The organism is Promicromonospora sp. NPDC050880, assembly GCF_044456525.1.
Classification (GTDB): domain Bacteria; phylum Actinomycetota; class Actinomycetes; order Actinomycetales; family Cellulomonadaceae; genus Promicromonospora.
The window spans coordinates 290406-306494 of sequence record NZ_JBITFV010000005.1 but is presented as its reverse complement, the minus strand read 5'-3'; the positions used below and the strand labels follow the sequence as shown (position 1 = coordinate 306494).

The following is a 16089-nucleotide window of genomic DNA, read 5'->3' as shown; positions in this document are numbered from 1 at the left end:
TTAGCCACGCTAATGATCTAGACTGCTGTAGATGTCGTCGAGCTCCCGCAAGCCCGGCCGGAACCCGGCCACCGTCGGGGGCGACCTGCGCGTCGCCCTCACCCGGATCTCCCGCCGCCTGCGCGCCGAACGAGGCGAGGCCGACCTGCCCGAGGGCCAGTTCGGGATCCTGACGGTGCTGCACAAGCACGGCGAGATGTCCCCTGGTTCGCTCGCCGAGCACGAACGGGTCCGGCCGCCGTCGATGACCCGGGCGGTGAACACCCTGGCCGAGCTCGGCCTCGTCGAGAAGGTGGAGCACGCGACGGACCGTCGGCAGGTGGTCGTCCGCCTCACCCCCGCCGGAGCCCGAGAGGTCGCCGAGACCCGGCGTCGACGTGACGCCTGGCTCACGAAACAACTGTCCACCCTGACCGTAGAGGAGAGAGAGATCCTTGCGGGAGCCAGCGAGCTCCTGATCCGGATCGCCGCTCGATGAGCGCAACCTTCGCCAGCCTGAAATACCGTAACTATCGTCTCTGGTTCGCCAGCGCTCTCGTCGCCAACATCGGCACCTGGATGCAGCGCGTGGCGCAGGACTGGGTCGTCCTGACCCTCCTGACCGACAACTCCGGTGCCGCCGTCGGCATCGTCACCGCACTGCAGTTCATCCCCCACATCTTCCTGTCCGCGTGGGCGGGGCTGCTCGCCGACCGCGTCGACCGCCGCAAGCTCCTGATGATGACGCAGGGCGGCATGGGCGTACTGGGCCTCGGGCTCGGTGCGCTGGTGCTGTCCGGTGTGGCCGAGCTGTGGCACGTGTACGTGTTCGCCACCCTGCTGGGCGTGGTCAGCGCCATCGACGGCCCCGTGCGCCAGACCTTCGTGGCCCAGCTCGTCCCCGCCAAGCGACTGGCGAACGCCGTCGGGCTCAACTCGACCAACTTCAATGCCGCGCGGCTCATCGGTCCCGGCGTGGCGGGCCTGCTCATCGCCGCCGTCGGCTCCGGCTGGGTGTTCGTCATCAACGGCATCGCGTTCGGCGCCGTGATCATCTCGCTCACCCGCATGCGCGACCTGCACGTGCTGCCGACAGCCCCGCGTGCCAAGGGCCAGATCCGCGAGGGACTGGCCTACATCCGGGGGCGCAGCGACATCGTGGTGATCATGGTCGTCATGGGCGTCGTGTCGATGCTGGGACTGAACTTCCAGCTCACGTCGGCCATGATGGCGCGGGTCGAGTTCGGCCGGGGTGCCGGCGAGTACGGCATCCTCGGGTCCGTCCTGGCGATCGGCTCCCTCGCGGGCGCCCTGCTCGCGGCCCGCCGGGAGCGTCCGCGCGTACGGCTCGTGCTCGGTGCGGCGTTCGCCTTCGCGATCGCGATGGGCATCCAGGCCGTCATGCCGACGTACCTCGGCTACCTGCTGATGTGCATCCCCGTGGGCTTCGCGTCGCTAACCATGCTGACCTCGGCCAACGCCGCGATCCAGCTCTCCGTGGCGCCCGAGGTGCGCGGCCGTGTCATGTCGATCTACATGATGGTGCTGCTCGGCACCACGCCGCTGGGCTCCCCGGTGGTGGGCTGGATCGGCGAGACGTTCGGCCCCCGGTACGCGGTCCTGATCGGCGCCGTCGCGACGCTGCTGGTCACCGCCGTCGCGACGATCTGGGCCTACCGGACGTGGCACGTGCGCGTCCGCGCCCGCCTCTCCCGCTCGCACCGCATCCCGCGGCCGTACCTCCAGGTGACCTACCCGGAAGCGACGCCGGAGCCGGAGCGGCAGGTCCTGGCAGCCTGACCCGCCTCTTACCAAAGGTCCGCCGCGAGCAGGCGATCGGGCATGGATTCCCCGTGAAAACCATGCCGGATCGCCTGCCCGCGGCGGACCTTTGTGTTCGCGCGACGGGGACCACAGGGGGTCGTCACGGCCCGTTGTCCACAGGGGCGGGGGCGGCGCGGAGCAGTGGGGGTCCTGGTCTGGTGCGATCGGAGCATGCCCCAGCCCGTCACCTTCCTGCCCGACGCCGAACGCATCCTGAGCCGGCAGCAGGGGCTCCTCTCCACCCGCCAGTGCGAGGAGTTCGGCGTCACGCGCCAGACCCGCTGCCGGCTCGTGCAGCAGGGCCGCTGGCGCCGTCCGGTGCGCGGTGTCTACGACACGGACCCGGTGCCGCTCGGCTCACGCGTCCGGGACGACTGGTTCACCCATGCCGCGCGCTGGCGGACGTGGCTCGCCCTGCTGTCCCACGGCCCCGACGCCGTCGCGGTGGGCGCCGCGGCGCTCGTGCTGCACGACGTGCAGGGACTGCCGGCCGACTTCGAGCCGGAGGTCGCGATGCCCGACGGGTCACGCCGGGTGAGCCGCTTCGGGACCCTGCGGCAGTACCGCCCCTTCCCCACCCTCCGGGTGGGCGACCGCGAGGTGGCGCGGCTCGACCACGCACTCGCCCAGGCGCTGCCCGTCCTGCCGCGGGAGAGCGCGCTGGCGGTGCTCGACGACGTCGCCCGGCGCCTGGGCATGACCCCGGACCGGCTCGCCACCGTTCACGACCTGCTTCGGGGACGACCCGGCGCGAAGCGGGTGCATGCGCTGTTCCCGCTCGTCGACGCGCGGTCCGAGTCCCCCGCCGAGTCCGCCGCACGGCTCTCGTGTCACGACAACGGGGTGCCGCCCGACGACCTGCAGGCCCGGTTCGTGATCGACGGCACCGTCGTGGCGCGTGTCGACTTCGTCTGGCGGCTGCCCGACGGCCGTTGGCTGGTGGTCGAGGTCGACGGAGTCGGGCCGCACAGCACCGCCCGGGCGTTGGTCCGCGACGCCCCGCGGCAGAACCGGCTGCTGGCGTCCGGACGGGTGATCGTGCTCCGGTTCAAGCCCGCCGACAACGCCCGGCCGGGTGGGATCGGCCGGCAGGTCGCCGCCGTCCTCCGCCGCCACGACTGGCACCCGGCCGCCTACCCCGCCCCAACCACCCCGATCGACCTGACCCCACCCGCCGCCCAAAGGTCCGCGAGCAGGCGATCCGGCATGGATTCCCCGTGAAAACCATGCCGGATCGCCTGCTCGCGGCGGACCTTTGGGCGGGCGGCGTCAGATGCCTACCGCAGCGCGGATCGGGCCCATCAGGAAGTAGACGACGAACAGCAGCGCCGCGATCCACAGCAGGGGGTGCACCTTGCGCGCCTTGCCGACGGTGATCTTGATCAGCACGAACGAGATCACGCCCGCCCCGATGCCCACCGTGATCGAGTACGCGAACGGCATGAGCACCATCGTGAGGAACGCCGGGATGGCGACCTCGAGGTCCGTCCAGTCGATGCCCGTGACCTGCACGACCATGAGGAAGCCGACGATCACCAGCGCGGGCGTCGCGGCCTCGTGCGGCACCACCTCGACGAGCGGCGACAGGAACGTGGTGAGCAGGAAGGCCACACCGGTGGTCACGGCGGCCAGGCCCGTGCGGGCGCCGTCGCCCACGCCGGACGCCGACTCGACGTAGGCCGTGTTGGACGACACCGAGCCCGCGCCACCGGCCACGGCGGCCAGCGAGTCGACCACCAGGATCTGCGTGGTGCGGGGCGGGTTGCCCTTGGCGTCGAGCAGCTTGGCCTCGCCGCCGATGGCGACCATCGTGCCCATCGTGTCGAAGAAGTCCGCGATGAGGAGCGTGAACACCAGCAGGATCACCGCGATGGGACCGATCGCCTCGAACGACCCGAGCAGCGAGAACTGGCCGATCAGCGAGAAGTCGGGCAGCTTCACCACGGAGTCCGGCAGGGCGGGCACGTTCAGCGCCCAGCCGCCCGGGTTGTCCTCGGTGCGCCCGCCGATACCGCCGACGGCCTCGACCACGACGGCGAGCACCGTCGAGGCGACGATCGCGATGAGGATGCCGCCCCGCACCTTGCGCACCACGAGGACGGCGGCCAGCAGCACCCCGAACGCGAACACGAACAGCGGCCAGGCGCCGAGCGAACCGCCCATGCCGAGCTCGGTGGGCGTCGCCAGGGAGGCGGGGATGCGCACGAAGCCGGCGTCGTACACGCCGATGAACGTGATGAACAGGCCGATGCCCACGCTGATCGCGATCTTGAGCTCGCGCGGCACCGCCCGGAACACCGCCTCCCGGAAGCCCGTGACCACCAGGATCAGGATGACCAGGCCTTCCATCACCACGATGCCCATGGCATCCGCCCAGGTCATGCCCGGCAGGGCCGCAACGGAGAAGGCGACGACGGCGTTCAGGCCGAGCCCCGCCGCGAGCGCCAGCGGGAAGTTGGCGACCACGCCCATGAGGATCGACATGACGCCGGCCACCAGGGCAGTGGCCGCTGCGATGGCCGTGACGTCGCCCATCGTCTCGCCGCCGCCGAGGTACTGGCCCGTCCCGTCGGGCACGCTGCCGAGGATGAGCGGGTTCAGCACGACGATGTAGCTCATCGTGAAGAAGGTGACCAGACCGCCGCGCACCTCCGTCCACACCGTGGACCCGCGTTCGCTGATCTTGAAGAACCGGTCGATGGCGCCCCGCGCCTGGGCCTGGTCGTGAGCCATGCTCCGATGTTCTCCTTCGTTACCCGTTGTCGCCCGACGACGTGCCGCGCACGGCACCGGTGAGCATCCGCTCCACGGCGTCCGTCCGGGTCAGCACGTAGTCGACGCTGAGATGGTGAAAGTCCCGGTAGACGGGGTGGCTGGTGTCTCCGACGCGGCACGTGGTGTCGTCGCACGTCTCGGACCAGACCCCGTCCCAGGTGGTGACACCGTACTGGGCCCATATTTCGGCGCTGATACGCGGGAGGTCCCCGTTGGACTCCTCCGCCTCGGTGCGCGTCATGCTGCAGTCCCCGAGGCCGGGCCACGGCCGGGTGAGGCATTCGAGCGGGTCGACGTCGAGCCGCGGGTTGTCCACCACGGCGACCACATGGGGCGTGACGGCGGTGAGGTGCGCGAACAGGGCGTCGTTGGCGGAGCGCCAGGCGGCGCGCACCTCGGCGTCGTCCATGCGCGTCCCGTCGGCGTGCTGCATGCGGTCGGCGTAGATCTGGGCCTGGCTCACGACGACGGCGTCGGGCCGCAGATCGTCGACGATGCGCAGGGTGCCGGCCTGGAAGGGCAGGCACGAGCCCCGCTCGGTGGGCTGCTCCACGGCCACCTCGGCGGCCGGGCACCCGTGCCGCCAGCGGACGGCGAGGCGCAGGCCGGCGTCGCGCGCCGCGACGTCGAACGCGGGGATCCAGTGCATGGTGTGGGAGTCGCCGAGCAGGAGCACGGTGGTCGCGGAGTCGACGTCCCCGAGCAGGCACACGACGTCGCCCGACGCCGTCGTGGTCTCCTCCGTGCAGGGGTACGGCTCCGGCTCGGCACGCTCCGCGACAGCGGTGGCGTACGGCTCGCGCTGCAGCACCGACGCGGTCGCCACGCGGGTGCCGAGGGTGAGGCCGCCCACGGCGACCCCGATGACGAGCGCGACGGCGGCGGTGCGCCGCCAGGACCGCAGCGCCGGGCTGAACCGGACCGGGTTCTCCACCCAGCGGTAGGTCGCGACGGCGGCGCCGAGGGCGGCGAGCGAGGCGAGCACCTTGATCCAGACCGCGTCGTCCTGCACGGCGGCCGTGGTGAGCACCACGAACGGCCAGTGCCACAGGTACCAGGAGTAGGAGACGTCGCCGAACCGCTGCAGCAGCGGCAGGTCGAGCACCCGGTCCACCCAGGTGGCCGACGCCGGGACGCTGCCCGCGGCCAGCACCAGCAGCGCACCGCCCACGGGCAGCAGGGCCACGGTGCCGGGGAACGGGTCGGTCTCGTGCACGAACGCGAAGGAGAGGGCCAGCAGCACGAACCCGGCGGTGCCGAGCAGGGTTCGCAGCAGCCACGGCCGCAGGTGCACGACGTCGGCGAGCCGCGCCCAGGGCAGGGTGGCGACGAGGGCCGCGCCCGCGAACTCCCACGCCCGGGTCGGCAGGATGTAGAACGCCCAGTCCGGCGCGACCGCCGTCAGCCAGACCGAGGTGGCCAGAGAGACGACGAACGTCCCCGCGAACAGGATCTGCAGCGTGCGCCGGGCCGGGACGCGGGTTCGCCGGGCCACGGCGACGGCCAGGAGCACGAGCAGCGGCCAGAACAGGTAGAACTGCTCCTCGATACCCAGTGACCAGGTGTGCAGGTAGGGGCTGGGGACGGCGGACTCGGAGAAGTAGTCCTGCCCCTGGTAGGGGAACAGCAGGTTGGAGACGAACAGCATGGCCGCCGCGCCGTGGGTCGCGATCTTCTGCCAGGCGAGCGGCGACAGCAGCACCAGGCAGGCGACGAGCGTGACGGTGACGACCAGCGCGAGCGCCGGGACGAGACGCCGCATGCGCCGCGTCCAGAACGCGACCAGGTCGACGGTCCCGCTGCGCCCCACCTCGCGCAGCAGCAGCGAGCTGATGAGATAGCCGGAGATGACGTAGAAGACGTCGACGCCGGTGAACCCGCCGGGCACCGCGATGCCCGCGTGGTAGACGACGACGGCGAGCACGGCGACCGCCCGCAGCCCGTTGATGTCGGTCCGGAAGGTGTGGCCCCCTGACGCGGGGTCCGCCGCCGTGCCGGAGCCGCGGTGCTCCGGGTCCGGTCCGGTGGGTCGGTCGACGGCGGTGGTCGTCGCCTGCGCCAATGTGTCTCCTGCGGTCGGTCCGGACGGGTGCGCGGCTCACACGATAACGGGCGCGCGCGGTCCGTCCGGACAGCCTGTGGACAAGTGCTCAGCCGAGGAACACGTGGGAGCAGACCAGCACCGGCAGACCGGCCGTCCCGCCGTCGCGCACGCAGCCGATCGCACCGCGCAGCAGGTCGGTGCTGACGAGGTTGTCCCGGTGCGTCGGCGAGTCCAGCCAGGCCTGCACCACGTCCTGCGGCGGGCGGTCGGTGCGGCTGAGGTTCTCCGCGGCGATCGTGCCGCCGGGGCAGCTCCGCTGCACGGGCGGCAGGGGTGCATGCGTCAGCTCGGGCGAACCGATCAGCGCGGCCGCTCGTTCCTCGGCGACGGCGGCGAGGCAGTCGTCGTGCTCCAGCGGCGGTGCGCCGAGCTGCACGCGGGCAGCGTTCACGCCGTCCTCCAGCGCGGCCGCGTACCGGGTGCGGTCGGCGAGGTCGGTACCGGCGGGCGGCGTCCAGGTGGGGCGGAGGGCCGACGGCGCCTCCCGTGCATCGGCCGTCGGGCCGGGACTCGCCGCGGTGTCGCTCGGGCGGGTGTCGCGGCCGGGTCCGGAGCAGCCGGCGAGCAGGGCGCCGATCAGGGCCAGACCGAGGAGGATCGGAACTGTCGAGCGGGCTACGAGCGCCGAGCGAGGCGGAGCCGCCGGGCGGACGGCGAGCGCCGAACGGACGGCGACCGTCGGGCGGACCGGAGCCGCCGGGCGGACGGCGACCGCCGCGCGGACCGCAACCGCCGAACGGACGGCGACCGTCGCACGGACGGCGACCGTCGCACGGACCGGAGCCGCCAGCCAGGCCCAGGCCGTCATGATCAGCCGCACGGGGCGGGCTGGGTCGCGGTGCACGACGTCGATTCGACACCCGCCACCCACCGCCCACAACCGGAACCCCCGCCGCCTCGCGATGGTGCGCTTCTACCCAGTCATTGCGCCCAGCACCACCGCCAATTCTGGGCGTAATGACTGGGTAGAAGCGCACCATGGGCGGACACGGGCCAGCTCGGGCCGACACGGGCCAGCGAGTACCGGCTCGGGCCGGCGAGCGCCAGCGAGTGCCAGCGAGCGCCGGCAAGGAGCGGCGAGAAGATCAGGCGAGGAAGACGTGGGCGCAGATCATGGTCGGCGCGGCCGGGTCGCCGCCGTCGGGGACGCACGCGACCGCGCCGCGGGTCAGGTCACCGTTCAGGATGTTGGCGCGGTGCCCGTCGGAGTCCATCCAGCCCTGCGCGGCCTCGACGGGCGTCCAGCCGCCCTTGGCCAGGTTCTCCGCGACGGCCGTCGTGGGACACCTCTCGAAGATCGGGTCGAGCGGTGCGTGCGCCAGCTCCTGCCCGACGAGCGCCTGGGCGCGCTCCAGTGCCACGTCGTACGCGCAGGTGTCGTGCATCAGGGCGGGCAGCGCGTTCGCGGTGCGGTGACCGTTGACCGCTTCTTCCAGGGCCGCCGCGTACTGGACGGGGTCGGTCAGGTCGGGTGCGTCGTCCGCGCCCCCGCCGCCGGGACCGCCACCCGCGCCGTCGCCCGAACCGCCCCCGGAACCACCGCCCCCGGAGCCACCCTCGGCACCACCCGCGCCGTCCCCGGACCCACCGCCCGAACCGGCCCCGCCCGAGCCGCCGTCCGACCCGTCACCACCCACAGGCCCCCGGTCCGCACCGCGCGACGCCGAGCCGCTGGGCGCCGGCTGCACGTCCACCGCCGCGGACTCCTGGGTGTGCTCGCCCGTGATCGCGCCCACCGACGTGGGCTGCGGGCCGGGCGCGTGCTCGACAGGCGCGGCCACCCCGACGACGCCAGGGGCGATTCCCGGCGCAGGCATCGGCTCGGCTCCCGGCGCGAGCAGACCGGCGCACGCCGTGAGCCCTGCCCCGGTCATGACCACCAGCGTCACGCGGGCGACCGCACGACCTGCGCGGACCACACGGCCCGCGCCTCCCCGTCCGCGCCGATGAACGACAGTTCGGTCAGCCACACCGATCACACGCACCGCACCGACCACACGCCCTGCACCGACCACGCGACCCGGTCGGGTCGCGGACGACGTCGTGCGGCGTGCTGGGGACACAAGTGCGGACAATACAGACGATCGCGACGATGTGGAATGCCCCGGCGCGCGCGGGAACCGCGGCCCGGACACCATGGTCCGTGACCCGCGACCAGGAGGAGGCCGACCTGCCCACCGAGCACGACGCGTCCCCCGAACACGCCCCGCCGCCTCCGCACAGCGCGCGCACCCGGCACGACGCGACGACCCCGTGCCCCCCGTCCGAGCGCGAGCACCCCCCGTCCGAGCCCCCGCCCCAGCCCGCGGACCCCCCGTCCGCACCCCCGCACATCACGCGCCGCCAGGCCCTGCGGATCGGCACCCTCGCGCTCGGCGCGTCCGCCCTCGTGGCCGGCGGGCTGGTGGCGTGGGACGCGTTCCAGGACACGACGCACCCGTTCGCCGCGGTCCGCACACGGTGGCTCGCCCAGCTCACCGGCGCGGCCGCCGACGACGCCTCCGCCGGCCGCCTGCTGGACCAGCTCGGCCCGGACGGCCGGTGGCCGGACCTGTCGCTGACCTCCCGCGAACGGACCGTCGGCCTGCGGATCCGCTACGAGCGGCTCCGGGAGCTCGCCCGCGCCTACGCCACGCCGGGCTCCCGCTACGCGCAGGACCCCGAGGTGCGGGACGTCCTGCTGGCCGGCCTCGACCGGCTCCACGAGGACTACGCCGCGCGCACGGGCCGGTCGGGGAACTGGTGGGACCGGCAGGTCGGCATCCCGCTCCAGCTCACGGCGACGTCGATGCTCCTGTACGACGACCTCGGCGAGGACCGGCTGCGACGCTGGATGGCCACGGTGCACGAGCAGACCCCCGCCCCGGCGTACACGGCGGCCAACCGCGCCTGGACGGGACGTGTCGTGGTGGAGCGCGCGCTGCTGCTCGACGACGAGGACGCCCTCACCGCCGGCCTGCGGGGCATGGCGCCCGCGTTCCGGCCCACGGCGTCCGGCGACGGGATCCACGCCGACGGGTCGTTCCTGCAGCACGACGTGCACCCCTACTCGGGCGGGTACGGGCTGTCCCTGCTCACCTCGGCCGCCTCCGTGCTGGCCCTGCTGCACGACACGCCGTGGCACCTCCCGGGTCCGGCCCTCGACGACCTGCTGCGCTGGGTGGACGACGGGCTCGTGCCGTGGCTGCACGCCGGTGCGGTCCTGGCCCCGGTGCGCGGGCGCAACATCGCTCGCCGCTCGGTCGGTGACCGGGACGCCGGGCGGGCTGCGGCGTCCGCCCTGCGCCTCCTGGCCTCGGCGGCGGACGGCGAGCGGGCCGCACGCTGGACGCGCCTGGCCGCCTACGCGTCACCGGACCCGGCCGACGGCGTCACGCCGCTGGCTCCCCCGCAGGGCACCCGGGTCTTCCCCGCGATGGACCGCGTGGTGCACCGGCGGCCCGCGTTCACGGTCGCGCTGGCGATGTCGTCGGCGCGGATCGCCACGTACGAGTCGATCGGCGCGGAGAACCTGCACGGCTGGTACACGGGCAGCGGCGCGTACTACCTGTACGACGCGGCCGGCACCCCCTACGACGACGACTACTGGCCCACTGTCGACGCCCGTCGCATCCCCGGGACGACGACGGCGACGGGAACGCCCGGCGACTCCGCCGGCGCAGGCTTCCGCGGCACGTCGCACTGGGCGGGCGGCGCCGCCCTGGGCTCCCGGGCGGCGGTCGGCATGGCGTTCCGGCACCCGGCGGCCCCGGGCATGGCCGGGGTGTCGGGCTTCAAGTCGTGGTTCCTGCTGGACGACGAGATCGTGGCGCTCGGCACGGGCATCGCCTCGGCGTCCGGACGCCCGGTGGAGACCGTGGTGGACAACCGCCGGCTCGTGGACCCGGCAGCCCAGCGGCTCGTCGTCGACGGCCGCACCGTGCCGCACGCGGCGGGACCGGGCACGCCCGCCCCCACCGTGGCCGACAGCGCCCGGTGGGCCCATCTGTCGGGCGCGACCCCGGGCACCGGCATCGGCTACGTGTTCCGCGACGGGCAGCACCTGCGGCTGCTCCGCGAGCGGCGCACGGGCCGGTGGGCCGACATCAACCGCAGTGCGCCGCACCGCGATCCGGCGGTGCGGGCCAACAGCTTCGCGACGCTCTGGCTGGAGCACGGCACCGACCCCGCGGACGGCCGCTACGGGTACACGATCCTGCCGGGCGCGACGCCGCAGGAGGTGGCGTCCTACGCCGCGGCCCCGCGGACGGAGGTCCTGGCGAACTCGCGGGCCGTGCAGGCGGTGCGCCGGGACGACACGGTGGCGCTGAACGTCTGGCAGGCGGGAGCGCCGGGGACGGGCGGCGTGCGGTGCGACCGGCCGGCCGCGGTGCTCGTGGTGCAGGAGGGGACGCGGCTGACCGTGGCGGTCGCCGACCCCACGCAGCGGCTGGAGCGGCCGTTGCGGATCATGCTGGCCCGCACGGCGGCCCGGCTGACCGGCGCGGACGAGCGGGTCACCGTCGAACGCCTGGAGCCCGGCATCGCGCTCGCCGTGGACCTGGCCGGTGCGCACGGCGCCACGGTCACCGCGACGTTCGAGCTCTGACCCGGCCCGCGATCACGCCCACAGGTCGAGGGGGAACGCGGCCAGCAGGGCGTCGGCGTCCCACACCGGCGGGCGGGCGCCGCCCATCTCCACGGCCTCGTCCACCGACGCCGCCACGCGGAACGCCTCGCGCCCGGTGCCGGCGTAGTAGTCGTGGTACTTGTGCATCGGCTCGGCCGACGGCGGGACGAGCCGCGCCGGGATGCCGAACGACTCGGCGAGCACGATGCCGTGCAGGGAGGTCGCCACGACGAGGTCGCAGCGCGCGATCTGCCCGGCGATCGCGTGCAGGTCGCCCTGCGGCGCGATCGTCCGCGGGTCGTCGCGGTACCGGACCCAGTCGTGCAGGTTGGGTACGAAGCCGACCGCGCGCCGTGCGCCGTCGGCGTACGTCTCCCGGGGCCAGAAGCGGCTCCAGAGCAGCGCCGGGTCGCCGAACACGCGCGGCGCGGTGATGCCCGCCTCGCGCAGCACCCGGTGGGTGATCGGCCCGCGCACGGCCCGCACGTCCAGCCGCAGACCGCGGGGCAGGTGCGCCTGCTTGCCGTTGATGCCGGTGCCCCAGACGACGTCGCCCGGGCTCGCCAGGTGCAGGATGGAGCCCACCGTGAGGAGCCTGCGCCCGGCGCCCAGGGCGGGGTCGACGCCGCGCGCGGCCAGGATCCGCGCGACGAGCGCCGGGCCGACGAGGTCGCCGAAGTTGTTGACCCGGCGCCGCACCGGCACCAGCCGCCCGAACGGCCCAGGTACCACCGGCCGCCGGGGGTTCCAGTGCACCACCTCGACGGTCATGACCGGGCCCCCGCGGCGAGCGCCCGCCGGACGGGCCGCAACGCCCGGCGGCCGAGCACGAGCGCGGTCTCGGCGACCGCACGGGGTCCGACGGCGGACCACAGCGTCGCCGTCGTCCGCCGCACCGGGGGCAGGCCGTAGCACGCGGCGAAGTCAGGGTCGAGCGGGCGGGCGAGCCCGCGCAGGCGCTTGCCGGAGTGGTTCTCCCCCGTGTCCACGTGGTAGACGGCGCCACGGAACGGCAGGGGTTCGAGCACCCTGCCCTGGTGCCGCGCGAACCACTCGACCGCGTGCCGGTGGGCGCCGAGCACGTGGTCGACCCGCTCGCCGTACCCGGCCAGGACCTCCTCCTGCGTGGCGGTCTCGTCGAGGTGCGCGGGTACGCCGTAGGCGTCGAACGGGACCACGAGGCTCGTGCCGCAGGTCCGGTGGAAGGCGGGCTGACGCCGGTAGACACCGCGGGCGCGGGAGTACACCCAGCCCTGGTCGACCACCCACCCGGGGTGCCCCGGGTGCCGCGCGGTGAACGCGGCGAGGTCGCGGTGCACGAAGTCGTCGGCGTCCACGATCATCACGTGGTCCGGCGCGTAGGGGCGGGCCGCGAGCAGCCCGACGCCGATCTTGCTGCCCTTGTCCCGGACGAACCGGTCCCGGTCGGCGTGCGGGCCGTGGGCGGCCTCGGGCGGCGCGAAGCCGACGGGGACGAACCGCACCCGCTCCCCCAGGTCGAACCCCGGGGCGCGGTTGCCCACCACCAGCACCACGTACTCCCCGCTGGTCTGCGCGGTCAGCGACGCGAGGGTGAGGCGCAGCAGCTCCTCGACCCGGCCGTAGTCGGCGGCGTTGCGCGGATGGCGCAGCGAGGTCACGAACGCGAGCATCAGGCGGCCCAGAGCCGGGCGGCCAGCTCGCGCGCCTCGTCGAGGCCGGACGCGTGATGGGCGGTGCTGAACGTGCCGGTGTAGTCGTCGTAGACGGCGCGGACCTTGCCGTAGCTGTTGTCCAGCACCACGTGCTCCACGCCCAGCAGCGCCGCCATCACGTGCGCGTGGAGGCGGTCGACGACGGCGCCCCGCGCGGGCGCGAACAGCCGCACCCCGGCGTCGATGCCGGCCCGGTTGATCGTCGCGAGGGCCGCCGCCACGGGCCGGTTCGCAAGGCCCGACGCCGGCAGCGGCACCCGGCGGGCGACGCGGGCACGCTGGTGACCGAGCGTCGTGACGGTTCGGGCGGCCCGCCGGCGCCAGGCCTCGCTGCCGCCGGCGTGCCAGTCGGTACGGTCGGCGTCCAGCCCGGGGACCCAGGCCGGCCCGACGTCGTGCAGGCCCGAGGCGGTCTCCTTGTCCGCGCGGGCGAGCACGAGCAGCCGCCGGGTGTCGTCGACGGACCGCTCGCGGCGCGGCGGTTCCCAGCCGAGAGCCAGGTCGGGGCAGAACCGCGCGGCCAGGGAGGGGAGCTGTTCGGCGGCCCGGGCGAGCGACGGGGTGTCCCGCAGCAGGAGCGTGAAGTCGGGGTGCGCGCCCAGGATCCGGTCTGCCTGCGCGGCGCGGTCCGCCGACCCGAACCAGACGGACTGCGGGAGCTGGACCACCGGGTAGTCGGGCAGGTCCTGGACGATGCGCTCCCGGTGCTCCTGGTGGCCCGGCCAGAGGTCGCCGAAGTCGCCCCCGCCGCGGACGAGGACGGTCCCGGACGGCATCGCCGCCCGCAGGTCCGCCGGCACGTAGCCGCGCAGGTCGGCCGCGTAGCGGACGTCGCGCCCGAGGCGCCGCAGGTAGGCGGCCGTGCCGGCCCAGATGAGCGAGTCACCGACGTTGCGCTGGTTGGGCACGTCGAGGAGGGCGACAGGGCCGGGACGGATCACGGCGGCGAGGGTCGACGCGGTCGCGTCCCGCAGCCCCGCGAGATGGGCGTGGTCGTCCGGACGCATCATGTCTGTGCCCCTGTCGGTCTGGTTCGCGGTCGGGACCATCATGGATGCTGTTATCCGATGACGCAGGTCGGAATTATCGACCACGCGGGACGGGGACGATTCGGGTCGCACGCGGAACATTCATCGCATATTTTTGCGGGGCACCAGCGATCACCTTTCCAGCCGACCAGCTAGGTTTCCCGATGTCCGGAACGAGCACCAGCACCACACCCTGGAACAACCATCGCATCGCCTTCGTCGGCGGCCTGCACCGCAGCGGCACCACGCTTCTCGCCCGAATTATTAGTTCTAGTCCGAATGCTTCCGGGCTGACCGGAACGGGCGCCGTGATGGACGAGGGGCAACATATTCAGGACACGTATCTCGGCGGTCTGGGCAATACGTCCGAATGGTCTTTCCACCCGCGGGCGCACCTCACCGAGGAGGACGCGCAGCGCACGCCCGACGCCGGCGCACGGCTCTGGCAGAGCTGGTCCCCGTACTGGGACCTCGACCGCACGGTGCTCGTCGAGAAGTCCCCGCCCAACCTGACGAAGATGCGCTACTTCCAGGAGATCTTCCCCGGGTCGCGGTTCGTGGTCGTCACCCGGCACCCCGTGGTCCAGGCCCTGGCCGTGCGCAAGTGGGCCACCCGCAGCCGGGGACGGTTCACCTTCGGGTTCCCCCGGCTCGTGGAGCACTGGGTGCACGCGCACGACGTGTTCGCGGAGGACGCCCTGCACATCGAGAACCTGCTGGTGCTGCGGTACGAGCACCTGATGCGCGACCCGGCCGGCGAGCTGGGCCGGGTCGCCCGCTTTCTGGGCGTGGAGCTCGACGACGACGCGGTGGACGCCGTGGACGCCGGCCGCAGCAACCGCTACGCGGAGCTGTGGCGCTCCGGCGGCCGGGCCGAGCTGGCCGGGCGCGTGCGGCACCACGTGTCACGCCTCGGGTCGCGGCACGGCACGCCCCGGGCGGACCTGCTCCGCGACGTCACCGACGCCGCCCTGCTGCCCCGCTACCGCAACGTGGTGGGCGAGCACCTCGGCGACCGTATCCGCGCCCACGGCTACGACCTGGACTCGCTCGACGAGGCCGCGCCGTGGGCCCCGGTGGTCCGCGTCCCGACGATGGCGGCCGAGACCCGATGAGCGCACCGCACCGCGTCGTCTACGTGACCGGCTCGGGCCGCAGCGGCACGAGCACGCTCGCGGGCGTCCTGCGCGAGTTCGGCCTGCGGGTCCCGGCACCCGAGGTCGAGGCCGACCCGTCCAACCCGCGGGGCTTCTCGGAGCCACGGTGGGTGGTGGACTTCCACGACTCGCTGCTGCGGGCCGCCGACGTGCAGACGTCGGACCCGCGGCCGCTGGCCTGGCACCTCGTGGACCGGGCCGGGGTCGAGGCGAACGCGCTCGGCCAGATCCGGGTATGGCTCGACGCGCAGGTCGCGGAGCACGGCGACCTGGTCATCAAGGACCCGCGCCTGCTCTGGTTCCTGGAGCTCTGGCTGGAGGCCGCGGCCGGCACGGGCGCCCGCGCGTCGTGCCTGACGATGCTGCGCCCGCCCGCCGAGGTGGTGGGCAGCAAGGCGGCCAACTACAAGGGCCGGGGCATGGTCGACCGGGTGGCGGGCTGGATCAACCTGATGCTCGGCACGGAGCTGGCGACCCGGTCGACGCCGCGGGCGTTCGTCCGCTACGCCGACCTGATCCACGACTGGGACGAGCCCGTCTTCAACGCCGCCGCCGCGCTCGACCTGCCGATGGTCGACCCGGACGACAGGGCCGCCGTGCACCGGGTCGACGCGTTCATCGACCCGTCGCTGCACCGCGTCGGTGCCACGTGGGACGACGTGCCCGTCCCGGCGCCGCTGCGGAGCCTCGCCGACGACACGTGGGCCGCGCTCGACGCGCTCCCCGAGCACGACGACCCCGGGACCCGGGCGGAGTTCGACCGGCTCCGCGCGCTCTACCCCTACGTGCACCGCAGGGTCGCGGCGTCGCCGGCCCGGCGGATCGCCCGCATGGTGCCGCCCGAGGTGGTGCCACCCACCGTGCGACGGAGCGTCGCGAGCATGCTCTGGCGCTCGTCCGGCACGGCGGGCTGAGGTCC

At 73.8% G+C, this 16089-nt stretch carries 13 protein-coding genes; 6 read left to right on the top strand and 7 right to left on the bottom strand.

What is annotated here, in order from left to right:
- Positions 1-31: 31 nt before the first annotated feature.
- The 3 genes from ACIBBF_RS12085 to ACIBBF_RS12075 all read left to right on the top strand — a co-directional run bounded on the left by ACIBBF_RS12085 (position 32) and on the right by ACIBBF_RS12075 (position 3024).
- Positions 32-478, top strand: coding sequence for a MarR family winged helix-turn-helix transcriptional regulator (locus tag ACIBBF_RS12085; protein WP_397413432.1), 447 nt, complete (start codon positions 32-34; stop codon positions 476-478).
- Positions 475-1779 (top strand): MFS transporter, encoded by a 1305-nt coding sequence (locus tag ACIBBF_RS12080; RefSeq protein ID WP_397413431.1) that lies wholly within the window; start codon positions 475-477, stop codon positions 1777-1779. Before ACIBBF_RS12085 ends, ACIBBF_RS12080 begins: the two co-directional genes overlap by 4 nt.
- Before the next feature lie 195 nt (positions 1780-1974).
- Positions 1975-3024, top strand: coding sequence for a type IV toxin-antitoxin system AbiEi family antitoxin domain-containing protein (locus tag ACIBBF_RS12075; protein WP_397413429.1), 1050 nt, complete (start codon positions 1975-1977; stop codon positions 3022-3024).
- A 48-nt stretch (positions 3025-3072) separates the two neighbouring features.
- Here ACIBBF_RS12075 and ACIBBF_RS12070 read toward each other — a convergent pair whose 3' ends face one another.
- From ACIBBF_RS12070 to ACIBBF_RS12055, 4 genes are all read right to left on the bottom strand, one after another.
- Positions 3073-4536, bottom strand: a complete 1464-nt coding sequence (locus tag ACIBBF_RS12070) for an NCS2 family permease (RefSeq protein ID WP_397413428.1) — start codon at positions 4534-4536, stop codon at positions 3073-3075.
- Between the two features lie 19 nt (positions 4537-4555).
- Positions 4556-6640, bottom strand: a complete 2085-nt coding sequence (locus ACIBBF_RS12065) for an acyltransferase family protein (protein ID WP_397413427.1) — start codon at positions 6638-6640, stop codon at positions 4556-4558.
- 88 nt (positions 6641-6728) lie between these two features.
- Positions 6729-7526, bottom strand: coding sequence for a CAP domain-containing protein (locus ACIBBF_RS12060; RefSeq protein ID WP_397413426.1), 798 nt, complete (start codon positions 7524-7526; stop codon positions 6729-6731).
- Between the two features lie 241 nt (positions 7527-7767).
- On the bottom strand, positions 7768-8556 hold the full coding sequence (locus ACIBBF_RS12055) for a CAP domain-containing protein (protein WP_397413424.1): 789 nt from the start codon (positions 8554-8556) through the stop codon (positions 7768-7770).
- A gap of 269 nt (positions 8557-8825) precedes the next feature.
- Between ACIBBF_RS12055 and ACIBBF_RS12050 the strand changes: the two genes are divergently transcribed.
- Positions 8826-11270 (top strand): polysaccharide lyase 8 family protein, encoded by a 2445-nt coding sequence (locus tag ACIBBF_RS12050; RefSeq protein ID WP_397413423.1) that lies wholly within the window; start codon positions 8826-8828, stop codon positions 11268-11270.
- Positions 11271-11282: 12 nt separating this feature from the next.
- On the opposite strand, the gene ACIBBF_RS12045 is transcribed toward ACIBBF_RS12050, so the two are convergent.
- The 3 genes from ACIBBF_RS12045 to ACIBBF_RS12035 are packed head-to-tail and all read right to left on the bottom strand — an operon-like array spanning position 11283 to position 13995.
- On the bottom strand, positions 11283-12062 hold the full coding sequence (locus ACIBBF_RS12045) for a polysaccharide pyruvyl transferase family protein (RefSeq protein WP_397413422.1): 780 nt from the start codon (positions 12060-12062) through the stop codon (positions 11283-11285).
- A complete protein-coding gene (locus ACIBBF_RS12040; protein WP_397413421.1) occupies positions 12059-12931 on the bottom strand; it encodes a glycosyltransferase family A protein in 873 nt (290 codons plus the stop codon). The genes ACIBBF_RS12045 and ACIBBF_RS12040 overlap by 4 nt, the downstream gene beginning before the upstream one ends.
- A gap of 11 nt (positions 12932-12942) precedes the next feature.
- On the bottom strand, positions 12943-13995 hold the full coding sequence (locus tag ACIBBF_RS12035; protein WP_397413420.1) for a polysaccharide pyruvyl transferase family protein: 1053 nt from the start codon (positions 13993-13995) through the stop codon (positions 12943-12945).
- Positions 13996-14177: 182 nt separating this feature from the next.
- On the opposite strand from ACIBBF_RS12035, the gene ACIBBF_RS12030 reads away from it, so the two are divergent.
- Positions 14178-15128, top strand: coding sequence for a sulfotransferase family protein (locus tag ACIBBF_RS12030; protein WP_397413419.1), 951 nt, complete (start codon positions 14178-14180; stop codon positions 15126-15128).
- Positions 15125-16084 (top strand): sulfotransferase family protein, encoded by a 960-nt coding sequence (locus ACIBBF_RS12025; RefSeq protein ID WP_397413418.1) that lies wholly within the window; start codon positions 15125-15127, stop codon positions 16082-16084. Before ACIBBF_RS12030 ends, ACIBBF_RS12025 begins: the two co-directional genes overlap by 4 nt.
- Positions 16085-16089 lie beyond the last annotated feature (5 nt).

Bases quoted from the DNA above. Each gene is read 5' to 3' on its own strand.
- ACIBBF_RS12085 (WP_397413432.1), top strand. From the start codon at position 32: ATGTCGTCGAGCTCCCGCAAGCCCGGCCGGAACCCGGCCACCGTCGGG.
- ACIBBF_RS12080 (WP_397413431.1), top strand. From the start codon at position 475: ATGAGCGCAACCTTCGCCAGCCTGAAATACCGTAACTATCGTCTCTGG.
- ACIBBF_RS12075 (WP_397413429.1), top strand. From the start codon at position 1,975: ATGCCCCAGCCCGTCACCTTCCTGCCCGACGCCGAACGCATCCTGAGC.
- ACIBBF_RS12070 (WP_397413428.1), bottom strand. From the start codon at position 4,536: ATGGCTCACGACCAGGCCCAGGCGCGGGGCGCCATCGACCGGTTCTTC.
- ACIBBF_RS12055 (WP_397413424.1), bottom strand. From the start codon at position 8,556: ATGACCGGGGCAGGGCTCACGGCGTGCGCCGGTCTGCTCGCGCCGGGA.
- ACIBBF_RS12045 (WP_397413422.1), bottom strand. From the start codon at position 12,062: ATGACCGTCGAGGTGGTGCACTGGAACCCCCGGCGGCCGGTGGTACCT.
- ACIBBF_RS12035 (WP_397413420.1), bottom strand. From the start codon at position 13,995: ATGATGCGTCCGGACGACCACGCCCATCTCGCGGGGCTGCGGGACGCG.
- ACIBBF_RS12030 (WP_397413419.1), top strand. From the start codon at position 14,178: ATGTCCGGAACGAGCACCAGCACCACACCCTGGAACAACCATCGCATC.
- ACIBBF_RS12025 (WP_397413418.1), top strand. From the start codon at position 15,125: ATGAGCGCACCGCACCGCGTCGTCTACGTGACCGGCTCGGGCCGCAGC.